At 72.5% G+C, this 21,324-nt stretch carries 12 protein-coding genes; 3 read left to right on the top strand and 9 right to left on the bottom strand.

What is annotated here, in order from left to right:
• The first annotated feature begins 105 nt into the window (after positions 1–105).
• The gene (locus WME83_RS49805; RefSeq protein ID WP_437316742.1) at positions 106–4,257 is read left to right on the top strand and encodes a serine/threonine-protein kinase; all 4,152 of its coding nucleotides are present in this window, start codon (positions 106–108) and stop codon (positions 4,255–4,257) included.
• Positions 4,258–4,643: 386 nt separating this feature from the next.
• Here WME83_RS49805 and WME83_RS49800 read toward each other — a convergent pair whose 3' ends face one another.
• Positions 4,644–4,844, bottom strand: a complete 201-nt coding sequence (locus tag WME83_RS49800; RefSeq protein ID WP_437316741.1) for a hypothetical protein — start codon at positions 4,842–4,844, stop codon at positions 4,644–4,646.
• Positions 4,845–5,146: 302 nt separating this feature from the next.
• Between WME83_RS49800 and WME83_RS49795 the strand changes: the two genes are divergently transcribed.
• Positions 5,147–5,956 (top strand): sugar phosphate nucleotidyltransferase, encoded by an 810-nt coding sequence (locus tag WME83_RS49795; RefSeq protein ID WP_437322135.1) that lies wholly within the window; start codon positions 5,147–5,149, stop codon positions 5,954–5,956.
• Positions 5,957–5,960: 4 nt separating this feature from the next.
• Here WME83_RS49795 and WME83_RS49790 read toward each other — a convergent pair whose 3' ends face one another.
• The 5 genes from WME83_RS49790 to aceB form a co-directional block, all read right to left on the bottom strand.
• Positions 5,961–9,902, bottom strand: coding sequence for a protein kinase domain-containing protein (locus WME83_RS49790; protein WP_437316740.1), 3,942 nt, complete (start codon positions 9,900–9,902; stop codon positions 5,961–5,963).
• Between the two features lie 11 nt (positions 9,903–9,913).
• Entirely contained in the window at positions 9,914–10,762 is an 849-nt protein-coding gene (locus WME83_RS49785; protein ID WP_437316739.1) for a hypothetical protein, read from the bottom strand.
• A gap of 190 nt (positions 10,763–10,952) precedes the next feature.
• Positions 10,953–13,307, bottom strand: a complete 2,355-nt coding sequence (locus WME83_RS49780) for a glutamine--tRNA ligase/YqeY domain fusion protein (RefSeq protein WP_437316738.1) — start codon at positions 13,305–13,307, stop codon at positions 10,953–10,955.
• A gap of 235 nt (positions 13,308–13,542) precedes the next feature.
• On the bottom strand, positions 13,543–14,841 hold the full coding sequence (gene aceA, locus WME83_RS49775; protein ID WP_437316737.1) for an isocitrate lyase: 1,299 nt from the start codon (positions 14,839–14,841) through the stop codon (positions 13,543–13,545).
• A gap of 75 nt (positions 14,842–14,916) precedes the next feature.
• Positions 14,917–16,539, bottom strand: coding sequence for a malate synthase A (aceB, locus tag WME83_RS49770; RefSeq protein WP_437316736.1), 1,623 nt, complete (start codon positions 16,537–16,539; stop codon positions 14,917–14,919).
• Between the two features lie 212 nt (positions 16,540–16,751).
• Between aceB and WME83_RS49765 the strand changes: the two genes are divergently transcribed.
• The gene (locus WME83_RS49765; RefSeq protein ID WP_437316735.1) at positions 16,752–18,182 is read left to right on the top strand and encodes a helix-turn-helix domain-containing protein; all 1,431 of its coding nucleotides are present in this window, start codon (positions 16,752–16,754) and stop codon (positions 18,180–18,182) included.
• Between the two features lie 10 nt (positions 18,183–18,192).
• Here the strand turns inward: WME83_RS49765 and WME83_RS49760 are convergent, their stop codons facing one another.
• The 3 genes from WME83_RS49760 to WME83_RS49750 are packed head-to-tail and all read right to left on the bottom strand — an operon-like array spanning position 18,193 to position 20,722.
• Positions 18,193–18,564 carry a response regulator gene (locus tag WME83_RS49760; RefSeq protein ID WP_437316734.1) on the bottom strand — a complete coding sequence of 124 codons (372 nt, stop codon included), beginning with the start codon at positions 18,562–18,564 and terminating at the stop codon, positions 18,193–18,195.
• A complete protein-coding gene (locus WME83_RS49755) occupies positions 18,561–19,256 on the bottom strand; it encodes a histidine kinase (RefSeq protein WP_437316733.1) in 696 nt (231 codons plus the stop codon). The genes WME83_RS49760 and WME83_RS49755 overlap by 4 nt, the downstream gene beginning before the upstream one ends.
• 32 nt (positions 19,257–19,288) lie before the next feature.
• Positions 19,289–20,722: a sigma-54-dependent transcriptional regulator gene (locus tag WME83_RS49750; RefSeq protein ID WP_020741839.1), complete on the bottom strand. Its 1,434-nt coding sequence runs from the start codon at positions 20,720–20,722 to the stop codon at positions 19,289–19,291.
• Positions 20,723–21,324: the final 602 nt, after the last annotated feature.

The raw sequence follows: 21,324 nt of genomic DNA, 5'->3' as shown, positions 1-21,324 counted from the left end.
CGTCGAGACGGACGCGGCGCCCACGCTCGTGGGCTGGCCGCGCGGTGCAGGGAATGCGGCAGGCGGGTCGCGCGCGCCGACCCCGGGTGCCCGCAGCACGGCCCGGTGCTGCGGCAAGCCGGCCCGGAGCCCGGCGCCCCGAGCGGCGCGGACGACGCCAGCACCGGCTGGCCCCGCGAGGCGCCGCCGCCCAGCATCGCGGGCTACCGCGACGTCCGCCTCGCCGGCGCGGGCGGGTTCGGGGCCGTGTTCGCGGCCGAGCCGGAGGGCGGCGGTCCGACCGTGGCGATCAAGGTCGCGCGCGAAGGCCGGCCCGACGCCGGCGTCCGCCTCGTCGAGGAGATGCGGGCCCTCCACGACATCGGCCCGCCCCACGTGCCCGCCGTCCACGCGTGCGGTCAGCTCCCCTCCGGGCTGCCGTACTTCGTCATGGATTACCTCGACGGCCCGACGCTCGCCGACCGCATGGTCGCCTCCGGCGTCGCCGGCCCGGTGCCGGCGCGCGCGGCGTGCTCCCTCGTCCGCGCCGCGCTCCGGGCGCTCGAGGCGGTGCACGCGCGCGGCTACGTGCACCGCGACATCAAGCCCGAGAACATCTTCATCCAGCCCTGCGCGCCGCCGTCCGCCGGCGCCCGGGACGGCGCGCACCGCGCCACCATCATCGATCTCGGCCTCGCGGCGGGGCACCGCGACCCGTCGCTCCGCATCACCGCCGAGAGCGAGGCGCCCGGCACCGCCGAGTACATGGCGCCCGAGCAGTGCGACGGTCACGGCGACATCGACGTGCGCGCGGACGTGTATGCGCTCGGCGTCGTGCTGTTCGAGCTCCTCACCGGCAAACCGCCGTTCTGGGGCCCTCCCGCCCTGGTGCGGCAGGATCACCTGAGCCGCCGTCCCCCGCGCCCCTCGTCGATCGCGCCGATCTCGGGGTCGCTCGAGGAGATCGTGCTCCAGTGCCTCGCCAAGGACAGGAACCAGCGCTTCGAGACCGCCGCGGCGCTCGCCGCCGCCCTGGAGGCCTTCGAGCGCGCCCAGGAGCGCCGCCCCTCGCGCCTCCGGCGCCTCACCACGGAGCCGCCGCCGAGCGCCCGCCGCGTCGAGCGGCGCGCGGTCGCGCTGCTCTTCTTCGAGGCCGAGCTCGACGTCGTGGCCCTCCAGCGGAGGCTCGGCGCGCTCGGCGGCGAGCTCGCGCACGCCGCCGGCAGCCGCTTCGTCGCCGTCTTCGACCACGCGGACGGCGCGAGCCCGCTGCGCCGCGCGATGCACGCCGGCCGGGAGCTCGAGCAGCAGCGCGTCCTCGCCCGCGGGCTGCTCGACCTCGCGTCCGTGTCCGTCCAGCCGCGGCCCGACGGCTCGCGGCGGTTCCTGAGCCCGCTCTTCCACCGGGAGGATCGCTTCGCGCCGGACCGCCCCCCGGGGCTCACCCTGTCGCCGGCCGCCGTGGAGGCGCTGGGCGACGGCGGCTCGCAGCCCCCGGGCGACTCCCTCCCCCCGCCGGGGCCGTCCTCCGTTCGGTCCGGGCCGACCTCCGCCCGGCCCGACGCCGACACCGCGTTCGACACCGGCTCCCAGCCGCTCTTCGGCCGGAACGACGTCCTCGACGCGCTCGTCGCGGGCGCGCGCGACGCCGCGGCGAACGCGACGCCCACGATCGCCAGCGTCATCGGCGTGGCCGGCCACGGCAAGAGCCGCCTCGCGGGCGCCCTCGTGCAGCGGCTGCGCGAGATCGACGGCCGCGCCGAGGTGATCGAGCTCCGCACCGGCGAGCCGGTGGCCGGCGGGGCCGACCGCGTCGTCCGGGAGATCCTCCAGCAGGCGCTCGCGCTGCCGTCGTCCCCGCCCGCCGACGGCGGCAGCGAGCTGCTCCGGCGCCGCCTCGGCGCCGCGCAGGAGCGGCTCGGGGCCGCCGTGGCGCTCGCCCTCGGCTGGATCAGCGACGGCGCGCTCGCGGAGGAGCGCTACCCGGAGCTGCGCGCGCTCTCCGCGGCGCCCGGCGCGCTCCGCGCCGCGCTCACCGTGGCGGCCGGCGAGGCGCTCCGCCGGCGCTCGCGGAGGACGCCGCTCTTCGTGGTGCTCGACGACGCCCACGCGGCCGACGACGCGGCGCTCGCCGCGCTCGAGTACGCGGCGCTCGCCGAGGCGCAGGCGCCGCTCTTCATCTGCGCCTTCGGCCGGCCGAGCTTCGAGAGCGCGCGCCCCGACTGGGGCGAGCGCGCCGCGCGCCGCGAGACCTACCGCCTCGAGGCGCTCGACCGCGAGAGCGCGATCGCCCTCTGCCGGCGGCTGCTCCTGCCCGCGGAGGACGTGCCCGAGCCCGCGCTCGCGCACCTCGTCGAGCGCGCGCAGGGCGTCCCGCTCCTGCTCATCGAGCTCGTGCGCGGCCTCAAGCGCGAGGGCATCGTGCGCCGGCACCCGCGGGGCGACGCCTGGTACCTCGCCACCGACGAGCTCGATCGTCTGCCGGACATGCCGCTCCTCGACTGGCTCGCGCTCGGCGAGATCGACGCGCTGCCGCCCGCGCTGCAGGCGCACGCGCGCCTCATCGCGCTCCTCGGCCCCGACGTCGCCGTCGCCGAGGTGGCCGGCGTGCTGAAGCGGCTCGACGAGCACGGCGAGGCGGACGACCTCCCGCTCGACGCCGAGGTGGCCTTGAAGCGGCTGCTCGCCGCGGGCCTGCTCGTCCAGGATCGCCGAGGCCGCATCGGCTTCCGCCACGCGCTGGTCCGCGAGGCGGTGGCCCGCGGCGCGCCCGAGGCGCTCGGCCGGCGCGTCCACCTCGCGGCCTTCAAGCTGCACCGCGACGCCGCCGACGAAGAGGAGGGCGAGCGCGACGCGCCCCACCTCAAGGACGCGCGCCTGCTCCCGTTCGCGTACCACGCGGCCCAGGCGGGGCTCGGGGAGGTCGCCGAGGCCGCCTACCTCACCCTGGCCGAGCGCGCGCGCGCCCGGCACGCCTACCTCGACGCGGAGTCGTTCTACAGCCGCGCGCTGGAGCAGCCGATCGAGCCGACGGCCCCGAGCGGCGGGGCTCCGCGGGGCCACGCGCCCGGCGCGCCGGCCCGCGCGCGCCCCGACCGCGCGGCGGCGCACCGGGGCCGCGGCCTCATGCGCTACCGCCTCGGCCGCTACCACGACGCGCTCGCCGACTTCGCCAGCGCGCGGACCATCGCGCGCGCGCGGGGCGACGTCCCGGCGCAGATCGACATCCTCCTCGACGAGGCCACGGCGCTCGACTGGATGGACGAGTTCAAGAGCTCCGAGGAGCGCGTCGAGGAGGCGCGCGCGCTCGCCGAGGGGCTCGCGCTGTCGCCGGCGCTCGCCGCGCGCCTCGCGCTCGGCGTCGGGCGCTCGCTCCACCGCTTCAGCCGGGAGGAGGAGGCGGCCGCCGCGCTCGAGCGGGCGGCGGCCGACTCCGCCTCGCTCGGGGCGGACGGCTACGAGACGCGGGTCATCTCGCTGCTCATGCTCGGCTTCGTCCTCCAGGGGCTCGGCCGCCTCGACGACGCCGAGGAGGCGCTCGGCCAGGCGATCGCGCTCTGCGAGGCGCACCACGACACGCTGCACCTCGGCTCGGTGACGAACAACCGCGCGCTCCTCTGGGCGTGCCGCGGCGACAAGGCCCGGATGATCGCCGACCTCGAGCGGGTGCTCTCGCTCGCGCGCGAGCTCGGCCAGAGCGGGCTCGAGCGGATCGGCGAGTACAACCTCGGCGAGTACCTCTACCTCATGGACGACCTCGCGGCGGCGAAGCCGCACATCGAGCGCGCGCTCGAGATCGAGCAGCACCGTTTCTGCGGGATGTGCCGGCCGGTCGCCCTGCTCCTCAAGACGCGCTTCCTCTTCTATTGCGGCGAGCAGGCCGAGGCCCGCGCGCTGTTCGAGCGGATGCGCGAGATGCAGGAGCAGGCGCGCGCCGAGGGGCGCGTCGACGCGCTGATGGTCCCCTCGGAGGAGGTGCTCTGCGCGATGATCGACCTGGCGACGCGGGACGGGAGCGACGCCGCGTGGGACGCGCTCGTGGAGCGCTCGGCGCAGAGCTCGGTCGGCCAGGAGCACATCGAGGTGCTCGAGATCCGCGCGGTCACCGCGCTGCGCCGCGGCCGCCTCGCCGCCGCGCGGCGCGCGCTCTCGGCCGCGCTCCTGGCCGCGGAGCGCATCCCGAACGTGATGGCCGACCGGCTGCGCCGCCACGCCGCCGCCATCGCCGAGCGCGAAGCCGCAGAGCCCGCCGTGGATCGTCCGACACTGCCCGCGTGAGCGCACCTCGGCGGTCGATGTGCTCCATGGGATCACCCGCGCGGGGTCGTCGCCTGCCGTCGTGACAGAAACCTGACGCGGGCCGTTACACCAGCGCTCGCTACGTCCATGCCTGATGCCCTCTCGGGCATTCACTGTAGAGACTGCCATCTTTCCTGTCCGGGATCGCGCTTTGTGAGGGCGTCAATCCGGAGGCGATTGCCACTCGCTCGAGCGAGCGCGCGCCGCGCGCGCCCCGCGCCGGCTTGACAGGGATGGATCGCGATCGGCTTGACATGTCATGAGTCCATCACGAATCGATAGCCGCGATCCGGGCTCAGCTTGACAAAGCGGGTCTCGCGCTCGACTTGATCTCGAGGGTCGCAGGTACGATGTTGAACTCCGATTCACACGCGCGGCGCATCGGCGCCCGTCATCGATTCACGCGGCGCCGCACAGGCCGCGCGGGCGAGCGGCGTCTCGATGGCGCGACGATCGCATAAACGTTCGAATTCGTTGAACAAAATAGCACAAGCGGGCGTCGCTCGCGCTCGCCGGAGCGAGCATCGAAGATGGTCAACCTGGAGCTCGGCATACGCTCGTTTCATGGCAGTGAGCTCACCTCGCCGCCGCGGGGTCTCGCTCCCGCGCTCACCGTGGGGCGCCGCCGCGCCGCCCCCGCGCAGCACAACGTATGTCACGCTGCTCACCGCGCCGCGCGCGTCAATGCCGGACGTGAACGTGATTTCCTCGACATGGACTACATTGCTTCATCGAAGCGACGGCGCCGCGATCTCGAGCGCGGCGCGCCCGTGATCCCGCGCTGCGCCGCCCCTCACCGTCGCTCCGCCGCGCCGAGCGGCGAGCGGCTCTCGACGGGGGTGCGAGCGTGAGAGGGCGACAGGCCACCGTGTGGGGGATCATCCCGGCTGCCGGCCGGGAGACCCGGATTCAGCCGCTCGCCTTCTCGAGAGAGCTCCTCCCCATCGGCAGCCGGCTGGAGCAGGGCGCCGAGCAGCCCCGCGCCGCGAGCGAGCACCTCGTCGAGCGCATGCTGCGCGCCGGCGCGACCCGGATCTGCTTCGTCGTCTCGCCAGGCAGGTCGGAGCTCCTCGAGTACTACGGCGCCGCCATCGGGCGAGCGAGCCTGTCGTACGCCGTCCAGCCGCGTCCGGCTGGCCTCTGCGACGCGGTCTTCCGCGCGCTCCCGCTCATCGCGCCCGACGATCTCGTGTTCGTCGGCCTCCCGGACGCGCTCTGGTTCCCCGAAGACGGGCTGTCCGCGCTCATGGCTCAGACGCTCTCGTTCCTCCTCTTCCCGTTCGACCGCCCGGGGCGCTTCGAGGCCGTCGTCACCGACGGCCATGGGCGCGTCGTCGAGATCCAGGCGAGGCGCCACGACGCCGCGTCGCGCTGGATCTGGGGCGCCTTCAAGCTGACCGGCGCCGTGCTCCAGGAGCTCTACGACCTCTGGTGCGAGCGGAGCCGGCGCGACGAGCACATCGGCCCCCTCGTCAACGAGTACATCGCCCGCGGGGGCGTGGCGCTCGGCGTCCCCGCCGGCCACGCGTACGTCGAGGTCGGGACCGTCGACGGCTACCGCGAGGCCCTCCGCCTCCTGAGCTCCCGGACGAGCCCGCAGGCGGACGGGGACGGCGAGCGGCGCGAGCCCGCCGGCGCGCCCGCCGAGCTGCGCGCGGCCGGGGGCGAGGCCCCCTGACCCGTCACCCGGCGAGCGCCAGCGTCCTCGCGTTGTCGGGCACGCACGTCAAGAAGCGCTCGCGGAAGCTCGGATCGCTGATCTTCTCCGCGCGGCTGAGCAGGTGCTCGCGCGCGGCGGCGAGCGCCGCCGCCGCCTCCCGCTCGGCCCCGGCGGCGGCCAGCGCCTCGGCGTAGGCGAGCCGCACCAGCGACTCGCCCTCCTCGAGCGAGCCCGCCTCCTCCAGCTGCGCGAACGCCTCGCGCGCGGCCGGCAGCGCCTCGTCCTTCCGGCCTTGCGCGAGCAGCGCGCGCGAGAGCACCGCGACCGCGGCGGCGCGCAGCGGCGGCACCACCGTCAGCGCCTCGACCGCGGCGCGGGCCTCGCGCTCGGCGCCCGCCGGGTCGCCCGAGAGCAGCAGGATCTTCGCCAGGTACGTCAGCGTCACGCCCTCCATCCGCCGGTCGCCCTGCTGCTGGAACGCCGCGGCCGCGCGCTGCTCGAGGAGCTTCGCCTCCTCCAGCTGCCCGAGGTGGGCGATGACGTAGCCGAGGTTCTGGAGCGCCGCCGTCTCCAGGTCGTCGAGGCCCATGCGCTGCGCCGCCGCGAGCGCCGTGCGGAGCGCCGACTCGGCCACCTCGAAATCGCCGAGCTCGCCGTACAAAAAGCCCAGGTTCGCGCGCACCGCGCAGGCGTTCCGGCGATCGCCGGCCAGCTCGAACGCCGCGAGCGCCGCCGTGAGCCCGCTCAGCGCCGCCCCGGTGTCGCCCTTCGTCTGCGCCCGGCACGCGCGCGCCTGCTGGTAGAGCCCCGCCGCCTGCGGCTCGAGCCCGGCGGGCTCGCTCGCGACCGCGTCGAGCATCTCGATCAGCCGGTCGGCCGCCGCGTAGCGGCCGCCGAAGACCAGGAACGTCGCGCCCTCGCACAGGCACATGATCCGGGCGCTCGTCGCGCCCGCCGACTCGGCCACCCGCGTCGCCCACGCCTCGACCCGATCGAAATGACCGAGCTTCCCCTCCGCGATGATCACCTGCCCGATGGCGCGGAACCACGCCGAGCTGCCGATCCGGACGAGGCTCGCCGCCTCGGTGCCGCGCTGCACGGCGAGCGCCGTCTCCTGCTGCCACACGCTGATCTCGGCCTCCACGAGCCGCAGCCGCCCGAGCTCCTCGTCGGCCGCCCCGCACCGGACGCCCATCTCGGCGCGCGCGAGCGCGCTCGCGAGATCGTTCGCCTCCAGCGCCTGCTCCGCGGCCCGCCGGTACCACTTCACCGCGCGCGCCGGCTCGCCGCCGAGCCGGAAGTGCTCCGCCATCGCCATCGCGTCGGTGTGCCCGCTCCGCTCGAGCCACTCGCCGGCCAGCTTGTGGCCGAGGGCGCGGTCCGACTCCGTCAGCATCGCGTACGCGGCCTCGCGCACGATCGCGTGGCGGAAGACGTAGTCGGTCGGGATGAGCCACCCCGGCGTCTGGGCCGGCGCGATGAGCTCGCGCGCCGACAGCGCGTCGAGCCACGTCTCGGTCTCCTTCACGCGCGAGGCGCCGCCGAGCAGCGCCGCCACCGCGAGCTTCGAGAAGCGATCGCCGAAGATGCTCGCCGCCCGCAGCACCCGCTTCGCCTCGTGCCCCTCGGCGTCGAGCCGCGCCTCGACCGTGCCCAGCACCGAGTCGGGCAGCACGTCCCCCTTGCCGTCCGCGACCGCGCGGATGAGCTCCTCCAGGTAGAACGGGTTGCCGTCGGCCCGCTCCACCACCCGGGCCACGATCTCGGCGGGCGTCTCCTCGCCGAGGGCGCTGCGCACCATCCGCTCGCTCGCCTTGGCGGGCAGCGGCCCGAGCTTGATCGTCTGCACCTCGCGATCCGTCCACAGGCCGGGGAACTGCTTGCTGACCTCGGGCCGGGCCAGCGCGAGCAGCATGAGCGGCAGATCCCGGAGGTTCCGCAGCGTCTGGTCGATGAGGCGCACGGTCGCCGGATCGCCCCACTGCAGGTCCTCGAGCACGAGCAGCACCGGCTGCGCCGCGCACTCGGCGGCGAGCCAGTCCTCCCACGCCGCGCGCGTCGCGTCGGCCATCAGCATCGCGTTCTCGCGCGCCGCGCGCAGCCCGCTCGTCTCGCCGTCGGGGAACGGCGTCCGCGTGAGCTCGCCCAGGAACGCCGCGACCCGGTTCAGCGCGTCGCCGCTCAGGTGGCGCCCGAGCCTCCGCTTCAGCTTGCGCCGCCGGGACTCCACCGGCTCGCCCTCGCGCATCCCCGCCGACTTGCGGATCGCGTCCGCGATGAGGCCGAACGGCGACCCCGCGGCCACCGACTCGGCCCGGCCGGCGAGGATCTCCACCGTCCCGAACTGGCGCCGCACCCGGGTCAGGAACTCCAGGCGGAGCCGCGACTTGCCGGCGCCGGCCGGGCCGATCACCAGCACCGCGCTCGCCAGCGACTCGCTCACGCAGCCGGAGAACACGCCCTCCAGCATGGACAGCTCGCGGCTGCGGCCGACCCAGAGGCTCGGCTTGCCGAGCAGGACGGGGGTGCTCTCGTCGGCCGCCGTCTCGCTCTCGAGGAACGGCCCCTTCTCGTCCACGTCCACCTTGAGCCGGCCGCCGACGACGCTGGCGGTCACGTCGTCGAGCCGGACGACGCCGCCCTGCGCCGCCCGCAGCGCGCGCACGCCCCGGTCGATCACGTCGCCCTCGATGAGCTTCGCCGACGACACCCCGCGCCCCGTCGCGACGGCGAGCGGGATGCCCGGGAACCGCGCGCGCAGCGCGAGCGCGCACCGCGCCGCCCGCTCCGCCCGGTCCACGGCGCTCCCGGCGCCGGCGAGGATCGCGATGAGCGACCCGCGCGAGATCTCGGTGATGTGGGCGCCGTACGGCTCCACCGCGGCCCGCACCTCCGAGCGAGGCACCGCGGAGCCCGGGCCCTCGTTCGAGATCTCCTGCAGCACGCTCGAGACGTCCGAGGCGCTCGGGACGCCGCCGGCCGCCGCCACGCTCATCTCGACGTCGTCCGGCTCGCCGGCGAGCACGAGCGACACGAGCCGCTGCTCGCTGCGCGTGAGGAAGCCCGGGGGCCGCGCCGAGCGCATGGTCGCGTCGCGCGGCGACGCCAGCGTGGCGGGCCGCGGCGTCGCCCAGGCGTCGAGCGCCTCCGCCATCTGCGCGAGCTGCGCCCCGACGTCGCCGCAGTCGCGCGGCCGCTCCACGGGGTCCTTCGCCATCATCCGGTCGATGAGCTGCTCCAGCGGCTCCGGCACGTCCGCGCGGACGTCGCGCAGCCGGGGCGTCTGCTGGAACAGGAGCTTGGCGAGCGCGGCCATGACGTGCGCCCCCTCGAAGGCCGGGCGGCCCGCGATGCACTCGTAGAACACGCACGCCAGCGAGAACACGTCCGCGCGCGCGTCGAGGGAGCTCCCGCTCTCGATCTGCTCGGGCGCGATGTACCCCGGCGTCCCGAGGATCCCGCCGGTGTAGGTGAGCCGCCGCGACTCTCCGTCGGGCCGCGCGATCCCGAAGTCGACGAGCTTGAGCTGACCGACGTCGCCGGCGACGAGGAAGATGTTGCTCGGCTTGACGTCGCGGTGGATGATCCCGCGCGAGTGCGCGAAGGCGAGCGCGTCCGCCGTCCTGCGCAGCACCGCGAGGCTCTCGGCGAGCGAGAGCTGCCGGCGCGCGAGGCACGCCGCCAGGTCCTCGCCCTCGAGCCACTCCATGGCGAGGTAGTGGTCCCCGGCGCCCGTCCGGCCGTGAGCGACGTACCGCACGATCCCGGGGTGGCTCAGCTCGGCGAGGATCTGCGACTCGCGCTCGAAGCGCTCGACGTCGAAGGCCTCGCGGCTGTGCAGGAGCTTGAGGGCGACGTGGCGCGCGTCGAGGCGATCGTGCGCGCGGTAGACCGTCCCCATCCCCCCGGCCGCAACCTGCTGCTCGACGACGAATCGGCTCGCGAGGACGGCCCCGGACTCCACGCTGCTCGATGCTACTCGAGGAAGACGCTCACCGAGGCCTTGTAGCTGTCGGTGCCGCGCGGAAAGATGCGGGTCCCGCACGGGAGCTCGATGAGCGGCTCCCGGTCGCGGCAGTCCGTGTAGCTGCCGTCGTGCCGCGGGCCGTCGCACACGTCCTCACAATCGCCCACAACGTCGACCACGCAGTCGTCGATGTCGGGGCCGCAGACGCGGGGGATCGACCTCTCCCCGGGCGCGAGGCAGGCGAAGCGGCGCTGGTTCTCCAGGAAGACGTTGCCGTAGTAGGTCGCCTCCGGCGCCTCGTACTTGTCGCGCTCCTTCCTCGTGGACGAGAGCGCCTCGTTCTTGCCGCGGAGCGAGATCGTCACGTGCTCGCCCAGGTAGTTGACGCGGGAGAGCAGGCAGGCCGACACCCACTCCTGGCACTTTTCACCACACGAGCCGTTCCTCCGGCCCCACTCGGCCGCGAGCCCGAGCTCCCCGACGAAGGTGTAGGAGCGGCGGTCGACCTCGACCGTAATCTTCTCGTCCTCCGGCAGAGCGCAGCTCACGATGAAGCTGAGGAGCTCTCGCGACTCGGGGTCACGGAGCGCCTCGCTGGTGAGCGAATTGCCCATCAGGGCGTTGCGGGTCAGCGCGTTGCGGGTCAGCGCGTTGCGGGTCAGCGCGTTGCGGGTCAGCGCATTGCGGGTCAGCGCGTTGCGGGTCAGCGCGTTGTAGACCACGACCTCCTGCTGCACCTCCGCCACCACCTCATCCTCGCCGTCGAGGCCATCGAGCTCGGTAGACGCGATACAAGCGGCCTGCGAGGTCGACACCGCCACGCAGACGATGAGAGCGAATTGGCGTGCAGATTCCATAGTCCTAATTTCATCTACACCACTGCCGCTCATAAATTCAATTTTTTTATAGACATTTTGCGGGACATGTTTCTCCACACTGCCATGACACGCATCACGTAGTCAGGTGCCGGGCGCGGGGCAACGCAGAGCGCAGCACTCCCGCGCACCCTGAGCAGGGGGGAAGCGAAGCAGCGTGTGGGTGGGAGAGTTACGCCAGCTTCCTGGTCAGCAGCGCATTGACCAGGTCGGGGTTCGCTTTGCCGCCGGAGGCCTTCATGACCTGACCGACGAAGAACCCGATCAGCTTCGTATTGCCCGCGCGGAAGCGCGAGACCTCGCCGGGGTGCCCGGCGATGATCTGGTCGACGATGCGCTCCAGCGCGCCCTCGTCGGCCACCTGCCGGAGCCCCCTCTGCTCGACGATCGCCCGCGGGCTACCGCCCCGCTGCATTATCTCAGCGAGGACGTCTTTTGCTATCTTCGTCGAAATCGTCCCATCATCGATCAGCGCGAGGAGCTCGCCGAGCTGCGCACCTGAGAAGGGCAGGTCGCCTGTCTTCCTGTCCCTGAGCTCGCGCGAGATCGAGTGGATGACCCAGTTGGCGGCGCTCCTCGGGTTGTCGTGGACCGCCACCGCCTCCTCGAACAGCCGCAGGAGGCCGTCGTCCTCGGCCAGGACGACGGCGTCGTCGCCGGGGATCCCGCGTGTTTCGATGAGGTTTCTGGCCTTGTCGGCGCGGGCCGGCTCGAGCCGCGCGAGCCGCTCCTCCACGGTGGCGCGCTCGACCTTCGGCCGGGGCGGCGGCGCCTTCGCGGCCGCGCTCTCGGGCGCCGCGGCCGGAGCGGGCTTCTCGCCGGCCAGCTTCGCCCACGAGTCCTTGAGCGCCACGGTGCGGTTGAACACCGGCGCGCCGGGCGCGGAGTCGACCGGATCCACGAAGAAGAACCCCTGGCGCTCGAACTGGACATGGCTGCCCCGCTCCACGCTGGACAGGCTCGGTTCCACCCGGCATCCGGTCAGGGTGACCAGCGAACCAGGGTTCAAGTTCTCCAGGAAATCCCGCCCCTCGTCGACCGCGTCGGGGCGCTCGACCGCGAACAGCCGGTCGTAGAGCCGGACCTCCGCGGAGATCGCGTGGGCCGCCGAGACCCAGTGCAGCGTCCCCTTCGGCTTGCGGCCGTCGGGCGCCTCACCGCTGCTCGTGGGGTGATCGTAGGTGCACCGGAGCTCCACCACCTCTCCTGTGGTCGGATCTTTCACCACCTCTCGACAGGTGATGAACCCGGCGTAGCGGAGCCGCACCTGCTGCCCGGGCGCGAGCCGGAACCATTTCTTGGGCGGGTCCTCGAGGAAGTCGTCGCGCTCGATGTAGAGCACCCGCGAGAGGGGGACCTTGCGGGAGCCCTGCTTCGGCACGTCGTCGGGCCAGTAGGGCGCGTCGATCTGCTCCACCTGCCCCTCGGGGTAGTTCTCGAGGACGACGCGGAGCGGGCGCAGCACGGCCATCACGCGCGGGGCGCGGAGGTTCAGGTCGTCGCGGACGCACGACTCGAACTTCGCGATGTCCACCATGCTGTTCGTCTTGGCGACGCCGATCTCCTCGCAGAAGGCGCGGATGGCCTCGGGCGTCACGCCGCGCCGCCGGAGGCCGGCGATGGTGGGCATGCGCGGGTCGTCCCAGCCCTTCACGTGGCCGCCCTTCACGAGCCCGAGCAGCTTGCGCTTGCTCATCACCGTGTAGTTCAGGTTGAGCCGCGCGAACTCGTACTGCCGGGGGCGGGACGGGACGTCCAGGCTCTCGATGATCCAGTCGTAGAGCTCCCGGTTGTTCTCGAACTCCAGCGTGCAGATCGAGTGGGTGATCCCCTCGATCGCGTCGGAGAGGCTGTGCGCGAAATCGTACAGCGGGTAGATGCACCAGGCGTCGCCCGTCCGGTAATGGCGCGCGCGCTTGATGCGGTAGATCGGCGGATCCCGCATCTTCATGTTGGCAGCGGCCATGTCGATCTTGGCCCGGAGCACGTGCGCGCCCTCCGGGAACTCCCCTGCTCGCATGCGCGCGAACAGATCGAGGTTCTCCTGGACGGACCTGTTCCTGTAGGGGCTCTCCCGCCCGGGCTCGGTGACGGTGCCGCGCATCTCGCGGGTCTCCGCCTCGCTCAGGCTGCACACGTACGCCTTGCCCTTCTGGATGAGCTCCACCGCGAACGCGTACAGCCGCTCGAAGTAGTCCGACGCGAAGAAGAGCTTGTCGCCCCAGTCGCCGCCGAGCCAGCGGACGTCCCGCTGGATGGACTCGACGTACTCCAGGTCCTCGGCCGCCGGGTTCGTGTCGTCGAACCGCATGTGGCACACGCCGCCGAAGTCGGACGCCAGCCCGAAATTGAGCAGGATCGACTTCGCATGTCCGATGTGCAGATAGCCGTTCGGCTCGGGCGGGAACCGGGTCACGACCCGCGTGTGCCTCCCTGCGGCGAGGTCTTCGGCGATGATGTTGCGGATGAAATTGGACGCGGCGCCGCCGCTGTCAGCGTCGCTCGGTCGGGGGCTCTGCGTTGTCACAGCTGTCTTTCACCTCGGCTCGGGCGACGCGGCCGGGCGCAGCCGGGCGCCGCCGCCCGAGCGGAGCCTACTCGAACGGCCCCCCCTGGACCACCGTGGAAGAGGGCGCCGCGCGGCCGCTCCCGCCGCGGACGCCCGCTCCTCGGGGCGGGCGCGGCGGGCGGAGAGCGGTCCGGCGGCAGCGTGGACGACGCGCGGGCGTGCGCGGCGGAGCGGCGCGCGCCCGCGCGGGCGGTCAGAACTGGGCGGCCTCGGTGGACTCGTGCAGGGCCAGCGTGGACGCCGCGCCGCCCGAGATCACCTGGGCGACCTCGTCGAAGTAGCCCGTCCCGACCTCGCGCTGGTGGCGCGTGGCGCTGTAGCCGAACTGCTCGCCGGCGAACTCGGCCTGCTGGAGCTCGGAGTACGCGGACATGCCGCGGCGCTGGTACTGCCTGGCGAGCTCGAACATGCTGTGGTTGAGCGCGTGGAACCCGGCGAGGGTGACGAACTGGAACTTGTACCCCATCGCGCCGAGCTCGCGCTGGAACCGCGCGATGGTCGCGTCGTCGAGGTGCTTCTTCCAGTTGAACGAAGGAGAGCAGTTGTAGGCGAGCAGCTTGCCCGGGAACTGCTTGTGGATCCCCTCCGCGAAGCGCCGCGCCTGGTCGAGGTCCGGCGTCGAGGTCTCGCACCAGACGAGGTCGGCGTAGGGCGCGTAGGCGAGCCCGCGCGCGATGGCCGCCTCGAGGCCGCCCTTCAGCACGTAGAAGCCCTCGGGCGTGCGCTCGCCGGGGATGAACGGCTTGTCGCGCGGGTCGATGTCCGAGGTGATGAGCTTGGCGCTGTCGGCGTCGGTGCGCGCGACGAGGACGGTCGGCACGCCCATGACGTCGCTGGCGAGGCGGGCGGCGACGAGGGTGCGGATGAACTGGCTGGTCGGGACGAGGACCTTGCCGCCCATGTGCCCGCACTTCTTCTCGGACGCCAGCTGGTCCTCGAAGTGCACGCCCGCGGCGCCGGCCTCGATCATGGCCTTCATGAGCTCGAAGGCGTTCAGCGGCCCGCCGAAGCCGGCCTCGGCGTCGGCCATGATGGGGGCGAGCCAGTAGCGCCCCGACTTGCCCTCGGCGGTCTCGATCTGGTCGGCGCGGAGGAGCGCCTGGTTGATGCGCCGCACGAGCGTCGGGACGCTGTTGGCCGGATACAGGCTCTGGTCGGGGTACATCGTCCCGGCCTCGTTGTTGTCCGCCGCCACCTGCCAGCCGCTCAGGTAGATGGCCTTGAGCCCGGCCCGGACCTGCTGCATCGCCTGGTTGCCGGTGAGCGCGCCGAGCGCCGCCACGTAGGGCTCGCTGTGCATCAGGTTCCAGAGCCGCTTGGCCCCGAGGGAGGCGAGGGTGTAGTCGATACGGACGGTGCCGCGGAGGCGCGCGACGTCGGCCTCCGAGTACGGGCGCACGACGCCGCTCCATCGGCCGGGGGCGACGTCGCTCGGCGTCGCGTGCAGGGAATCGGCGGAGATCGGCGTATTGAGCGGGAAAGCAGCGGACATGACTGGGCTCCTAGTGCGTTGGGGTTGCAGGCGGCAGCTGCCGCTGTGTCGATGTCGAAACGAGGTGGCCGAGCGTCACGCGCCCTGGCCTCCGGCGCGCGAGATCAAGAGCTCGTAAGCGGGCAGCGTGAGGAACTCCTCGAAGGTCTCCCCGACGGAGAGCCGCTCGAAGAGCTGGCGCGCGTCGGCGAAGCGGCCGCCGTCGAAGCGCGCCTCGCCGAGCGCGCCGCGCAGGGCGGCCATCTCGCCGTCGACCGCCGCGCGGAAGCGCTCCACCGTGAGCGGCTGGCCGTCGTCCAGCGTCGCCTTGTGGCGGATCCACTGCCATACCTGGGTGCGCGAGATCTCCGCGGTGGCCGCGTCCTCCATCAGGTTGTAGAGCGGGACGCAGCCGAGGCCGCTGATCCACGCCTCGAGGTATTGGATGCCGACGCGGATGTTGTGCCGCAGGCCAGCCTCGGTGCGCGCGCCCGGCGGCACGCGCAGGAGGTCGGCCGCCTCCACGCGGACGTCCTCGCGCTTCCGCTCGATCTGGTTCGCCGCGGGCATGTGCGCGTCGAACACCTCGCGGGCGAGCGGCACGAGCCCCGGGTGGGCGACCCAGGTGCCGTCGTGTCCGTCCTTCACCTCGCGCAGCTTGTCGGCGCGCACCTTCTCGAGCGCCGCGCGGTTCGCCTCGGGGTCGCTCTTGATCGGGATCTGCGCCGCCATGCCGCCCATCGCGTGCACGCCGCGGCGGTGGCAGGTCTTCACGAGCAGCTGGGTGTACGAGCGCAGGAAGTGCTGCTCCATCGTCACCTGCGAGCGGTCCGGCATCACGCAGGTCGGGTCGTTCCGGAGCTTCTTGATGAAGCTGAAGATGTAGTCCCAACGGCCGCAGTTGAGCCCGGCCGAGTGCTGGCGGAGCTCGTAGAGGATCTCGTCCATCTCGAACGCCGCGGGCAGCGTCTCGATGAGGACCGTGGCCTTGATCGTGCCCGCGGGCAGGCCGAGCGCCTCCTGCGCGAAGAGGAACACGTCGTTCCAGAGGCGCGCCTCCAGATGACTCTCCATCTTCGGCAGGTAGAAGTAAGGCCCGGTGCCGCGGCGGACGAGCTCACGCGCGTTGTGGAAGAAGAACAGGCCGAAATCGAAGAGCCCGCCCGGCAGCGGCTTCCCGTCGAGCTCGACGTGCTTCTCCAAGAGGTGCCAGCCGCGCGGGCGCACGATCAGCGTCGCGAGCCGGTCGCCGAGGGCGTAGCGCTTGCCCGTGGCCGGATCCTCGTAACGGAGCTCGCGCCGCGTTGCGAGCCGCAGCGCCGCCTGCCCCTCGATGAGGTTCTTCCACGTCGGCGAGGTGGCGTCCTCGAAGTCCGCCATGAACACGCTCGCGCCGGAGTTCAAGGCATTGATGATCATCTTGGGATCGACGGGCCCGGTGATCTCCACCCGCCGGTCGAGCAGGTCCTCGGGCAGCGGCGCCACGGTCCAGTCCCCCGCGCGCACGTCGCGCGTCTCCCGGAGGAAATCGAACCGCTCGCCCGCGTCGAGCCGCGCCTGCACCGCGCGCCGCCGCTCGAGCAGGGCCGGAACCCGGTCAGCGAACTTACGTCCGAGATTCGCGAGGAAGCGAAGGGCCTCTGGCGTGAGGACAGACTCGTCGCCCGCAACGCGGGGAGCGAGCAGGCTCAGGTTCGAGGTCGCATGATTCTGGCTCATCCACATCTCCTGCAACGCTGCGCGTCGTTACAACGTAACTATGTTTGTCGACGAGGTTTCAGCGTCAACTTCGCTTTGAAATGCAGGCGGATAACGATGTCGACGAAAGGCCTTTACAGGCAGTTAACGTGTAAACTATTGTAAATTTCTACGGTGGTGCGGTTCACCTACACGTGGGTTCAGTAAGTTCAGCTACGTTCGGGAGGGTCCCCATGGCCGATGCACCTCTACTCGGCGCCAAAGTCCGTGCGCTCCGGCGCCGCGAGCACATGACGCAGGTCGACCTGGCGGAGCGCCTCGGTGTCTCGGCGAGCTACCTGAACTTGATAGAAAACAACCGGCGTCCGTTGACCGCGCCGCTGCTCATCCGGCTCGCCCAGATATTCCAGCTCGATCTCCAGAACTTCGCGTCGGAAGAGGACGTCCGGCTGACAGCCGATCTCCACGAGGTGTTCGGCGATCCCATCTTCGAGAGCCACGGGCTCACGAACGCGGATCTGCGCGAGCTCGTCGCGACCTCACCGAACGTGGCGCGCGCGGTGCTCACGCTCTACCGCACGTACGCGACGACCCGCGAGTCGCTGGACACGCTGGGAGAGCGGCTGGCGGGGGACGGGTTCGTCGCGGTCGACAACTCGCGCCTGCCGTCGGAGGAGGTAAGCGACCTGATCCAGCGCCGGATGAACCACTTCCCGGAGCTCGAGGACGGCGCCGAGGCGCTCTGGCGCGAGGCGGAGCTCGACGCGGACGACGTCTACCGCGGCCTCGTCCGGTACCTCCACGCGACGCGCGGCATCGAGGTGCGCATCGTGCGCGTCGCGGACGAGCGCCAGGCGATGCGGCGCTACGATCCCGAGCGGCGCGTGCTCAGCATCTCCGAGGTGCTGCCGCCCCGGAGCCGCCGGTTCCAGCTCGCGCACCAGCTCGGGCTGCTCACGCAGTCGGCCGCCATCGACCGCATCCTGCGCGACGAGAACCTCACCACCCCCGAGTCCCGCGCGCTCGCGCGCGTCGCGCTGGCCAACTACTTCGCCGCCGCGATCCTCATGCCGTACCAGCCGTTTTTGGAGGCGGCGCGCGCCGAGCGCTACGACATCGAGCTCCTCGCGCACCGCTTCGGCACGAGCTTCGAGCAGGTGTGCCACCGGCTGACGACGCTGCGCCGCCCCGGCGCCGAGGGGGTGCCGATGCACATGGTCCGCATCGACATCGCGGGCAACATCTCGAAGCGCTTCAGCGGCTCCGGCATCCGCTTCGCGCGGTTCAGCGGCGCCTGCCCTCGCTGGAACGTGCACGCCGCCCTGATGACGCCCGGCATGATCCGGATCCAGCTCTCGCAGATGCCCGACGGCGCGGTCTACTTCTGCATCGCGCGCACCGTGCGCAGCGACCGCGGCGGCTACCACGTCCCCCACACGGTGCAGTCGATCGGCATGGGGTGCGACGTCCGCTACGCCCGCGAGCTCGTCTACGCCGACGGGATCGACCTCGACAACATCGGCGCGGCCGTCCCGGTCGGCGTCACGTGCCGGACCTGCGAGCGCCTCGACTGCGCCCAGCGGGCGCTGCCGGCGCTGCAGCACCCGCTGCGCCTCGACGAGAACCGGCGGGGCGTCTCGTTCTACGCGTCCGTCGACAAGTGAGCCGGGCGGCTCAGCCCGGCCGCCCGAGCAGCTCGTTGAGCGTCGACACGAGCCGGGCCACGTCGACCGGCTTGACGAGGTGCACGTGCGCGCCGGACGCCCGGCTCTTCTCGCGGTCGTCGTCGCTGCCGAAGCCGCTCACCACGACGAGCGCGCGCGGCTTGTTCTCGAGCGACGCCACGAGCTCCAGGCCGCTGCCGTCCGGGAGCGACACGTCGGTCACCAGGGCGTCGATCGGGCGCTCGGCGAGCGTCGCGCGCCCCTCCTCGCACGACCGCGCCACGACCACGCGGAAGCCCCGGCGGCGGAGCGCCATGCCGAGCAGCGCCGCGGTGTCGTCATCGTCGTCCAGGACCAGGACCTGCGGCAGCTCCTCGCTCATCGCGCGCCCACCTTACGATCCGCCTCGTTCAGCGGCCACTCCAAGGTGATGCGCGTCTCCGCGCCCACGCGCTCGACCCGCGCCGTGCCGCCGTGCGCCCTCAGCACGCCGTCGATGACGCGGACGGGCAGCGCGCCCTCGTCGAGCGGGTCCGCCTCCGGGGAGAGCGCCGTCTCGAAGAGCTCCTCCACCGAGGTCGTGTCCGCGTCGCTCGTGAGCACCACCCGCGCCTTGTCGCCGTGGGCCGCGAGCTCGACGGTGACCCGCGCGCGGGCGGCGCGCAGGGCGAGCATGAGCGCGTCCGCCAGCGCCGCGGTCATCGACGACGAGTGCGCGAAGCCGCGCAGCGGCGCGAGGTCGAGCGCCACCGTGACCTGGCGCCTGCCGTAGACGAACGAAGCCTCCGAGACGGCCTGGCGCACGAGCGGCTCGAGGTCGAGCGACTGCACCGGGGCGTCCACCTGCCGCGACAGCTCCGAGGCGGCGGTGTAGCGGTCGGCGAGGCGCAGGAGGCGGCGCACGCCCCGGCGCGCCATCGTGAAGAACGCCGCGTTCCGAGCGGTCGTCTCGCCGCCGAGGGCGCGCTCGAGCTCGTCGAGGGCGCCCGCCACGACGCCCGCCGGCCCTCGGACGTCGTGCCCCGTGCGGGCGAACAGCTTGTAGACCGACTCGGGGAGCGCCTTTTCCGTCATTCCTTCCGCCTTACCTCGCGCCTCATCTCAGCTCAGCTGAGCGCAGAGCTCGCCGATCCCGGCGAAGAGGCCGCCTTGTCCTTGTCTGGGCCTTCGTCCCCGCCCGAGCCATCCTGCTCCCCGTAACGCTCCAGCTTGCGGTACAGCGTGCGCCGGTCGAACCCCAGCATCTGGGCCGCGCGCGACTTGTTGCCGCCGACGAGCGCGAGCACGCGCTTGATGTAGCGCTTCTCGAGCTCGTCCATCGTCATGATCTCGGCCGGCTCGTCGACGGCGACGACGAAGCGGTCGGGCCGGTAGGCCTGGACCTTCTCGGGCAGATCCTCGACCGTGATCTGCTCGAAGCGCGCGAGGGCCACGGCGCGCTCGATGCTGTTCTCGAGCTCGCGCACGTTGCCCGGCCAGTTGTAGGCGGTGAGCTTCTCCGCGGCCGCCGTCGAGAGCGAGAGCACGCCCTTGCCGCTCCTGGACGAGAACTTCTCGAGGAAGTGCATCGCGAGGTGGAGCACGTCGGTCCCGCGCTCGCGCAGGGGTGGCAGGTCGATCTTCACGACGTTGACGCGGTAGTAGAGGTCCTCGCGGAACCGCTTCTCGTACACCTCGGTCTCGAGGTCGCGGTTCGTCGCGGTCACGATGCGCGCGTCGAAGGGGATCTCGGCGTTCGAGCCGACCGGCCGCACCTTCCGCTCCTGGAGCGCGCGGAGCAGCTTCGGCTGGACCTCGAGCGGCATCTCGCCGATCTCGTCGAGGAAGATGGTGCCGCCGCTCGCCTCCAGGAACAGGCCGGTGCGCTGGGTCTTCGCGTCGGTGAAGGCGCCGCGCGCGTGGCCGAAGAGCTCGCTCTCGAGGAGCGCCTGGGGCACCGCGGCGCAGTTGACGGCGACGAAGGGGCCGGGGCGGCCGCTGGCCTCGTGGATCGCCCGCGCGATGAGCTCCTTGCCGGTGCCGGTCTCGCCGTGCACGAGCACCGAGGCGTCGCTGCGCGCGACGCGCCCGATGAGGTCGTAGACGCGCTTCATCGCGGGGCTGCGCCCGACGAGGCCCTTGGTCTGCTGGACGTCGTGGGCCGCCTCACGCAGGCGCTTCACCTCGGACCGGAGGCGCCGGTGCTGGACGGCGCGCGAGACCGTCAGGCCGAGGAGGTTCGAGTCGAGCGGCTTCGTGACGAAGTCGAACGCTCCGGCGCGCATCGCGGAGATCGCCGTCTCCATGCTCCCGAGCGCCGTCATGACGATGACGAGCATGTCGGGCCGGGCGCCGAGGATGCGCTCGCACAGCTCGAGGCCGCTCATCTCGCTCATGCCGACGTCGGTCAACACGACGTCGAAGTCGTCCTCGCTCACGAGCTCCAGCGCGCTCTTCGCGGAGGTGCGCGCCGCCACGGAGAATTCCTGCCTCTTGAGGAGGGCTTCGACCAGATCGCACGTCGCTTCGTCGTCATCGACGACGAGTATCCTGCCGCTCATCGCGTGTCCTTCCCCGGCAGCTCACTAGGTCGACCGCTGCCTGCAGTTGCAGGGAACGTGCCACGGAGACACCGCGCCATCAAGCCCAGCTCGCTCATCTCCGACATTCTTCAACGTGACGTTTCGCCACAGGTGGGCTTTCCTGCCTCAACCATGCCGGCAGCGGCCCATGGTACGGCGTCGACGCGCCCCCTCCTCGACCGAGGCGCCCCCCGAGATGTGGCCGCGCTCTCCGGCGCCATCGCCGGATGGCGTTACCAGCTCCCTGGATTTCCACAGGTCGGCAGCACGTCGTCCGGTGATGCATGTCGCGCGCCTCGCCCATGCGCGGTGGCGGGAGGCGGCGCCCCGGGAGCGCCGCCTCGCGGCGGCCGCGGCCACGAGAAAAGCGTCTGGTGCCGCGTGGATTCAGCGCAGGCCTCGGCGGTCCGCGCGAGGCCGAGGCGCGCCGGCGTCGCGCTCGAGCGCGGCCCGCGGGCGCGCGGCGCGCTGGCGAGCGGCGCGCCGGCGAGCGGCCGAGCATGGCGATCGGCAGGACCAGCCCGGCCCGCGGCGAAGGACCGCAGTCGAGCGATCCCACAACAAGCATTCGAGGAGAGCAG

Source organism: Sorangium sp. So ce385, from assembly GCF_051474135.1.
Taxonomy (GTDB): Bacteria; Myxococcota_A; Polyangia; order Polyangiales; family Polyangiaceae; genus Sorangium; species Sorangium cellulosum_D.
Note: the sequence above shows the minus strand (reverse complement) of the source record. Positions and strands in the feature narration are given on the sequence as shown.

Coding starts and splice junctions, on each gene's coding strand:
- WME83_RS49800 (WP_437316741.1), bottom strand. CDS start 4,844: ATGAAACGAGCGTATGCCGAGCTCCAGGTTGACCATCTTCGATGCTCG.
- WME83_RS49785 (WP_437316739.1), bottom strand. CDS start 10,762: ATGGAATCTGCACGCCAATTCGCTCTCATCGTCTGCGTGGCGGTGTCG.
- aceA (WP_437316737.1), bottom strand. CDS start 14,841: ATGTCCGCTGCTTTCCCGCTCAATACGCCGATCTCCGCCGATTCCCTG.
- aceB (WP_437316736.1), bottom strand. CDS start 16,539: ATGAGCCAGAATCATGCGACCTCGAACCTGAGCCTGCTCGCTCCCCGC.
- WME83_RS49765 (WP_437316735.1), top strand. CDS start 16,752: ATGGCCGATGCACCTCTACTCGGCGCCAAAGTCCGTGCGCTCCGGCGC.
- WME83_RS49760 (WP_437316734.1), bottom strand. CDS start 18,564: ATGAGCGAGGAGCTGCCGCAGGTCCTGGTCCTGGACGACGATGACGAC.
- WME83_RS49755 (WP_437316733.1), bottom strand. CDS start 19,256: ATGACGGAAAAGGCGCTCCCCGAGTCGGTCTACAAGCTGTTCGCCCGC.
- WME83_RS49750 (WP_020741839.1), bottom strand. CDS start 20,722: ATGAGCGGCAGGATACTCGTCGTCGATGACGACGAAGCGACGTGCGAT.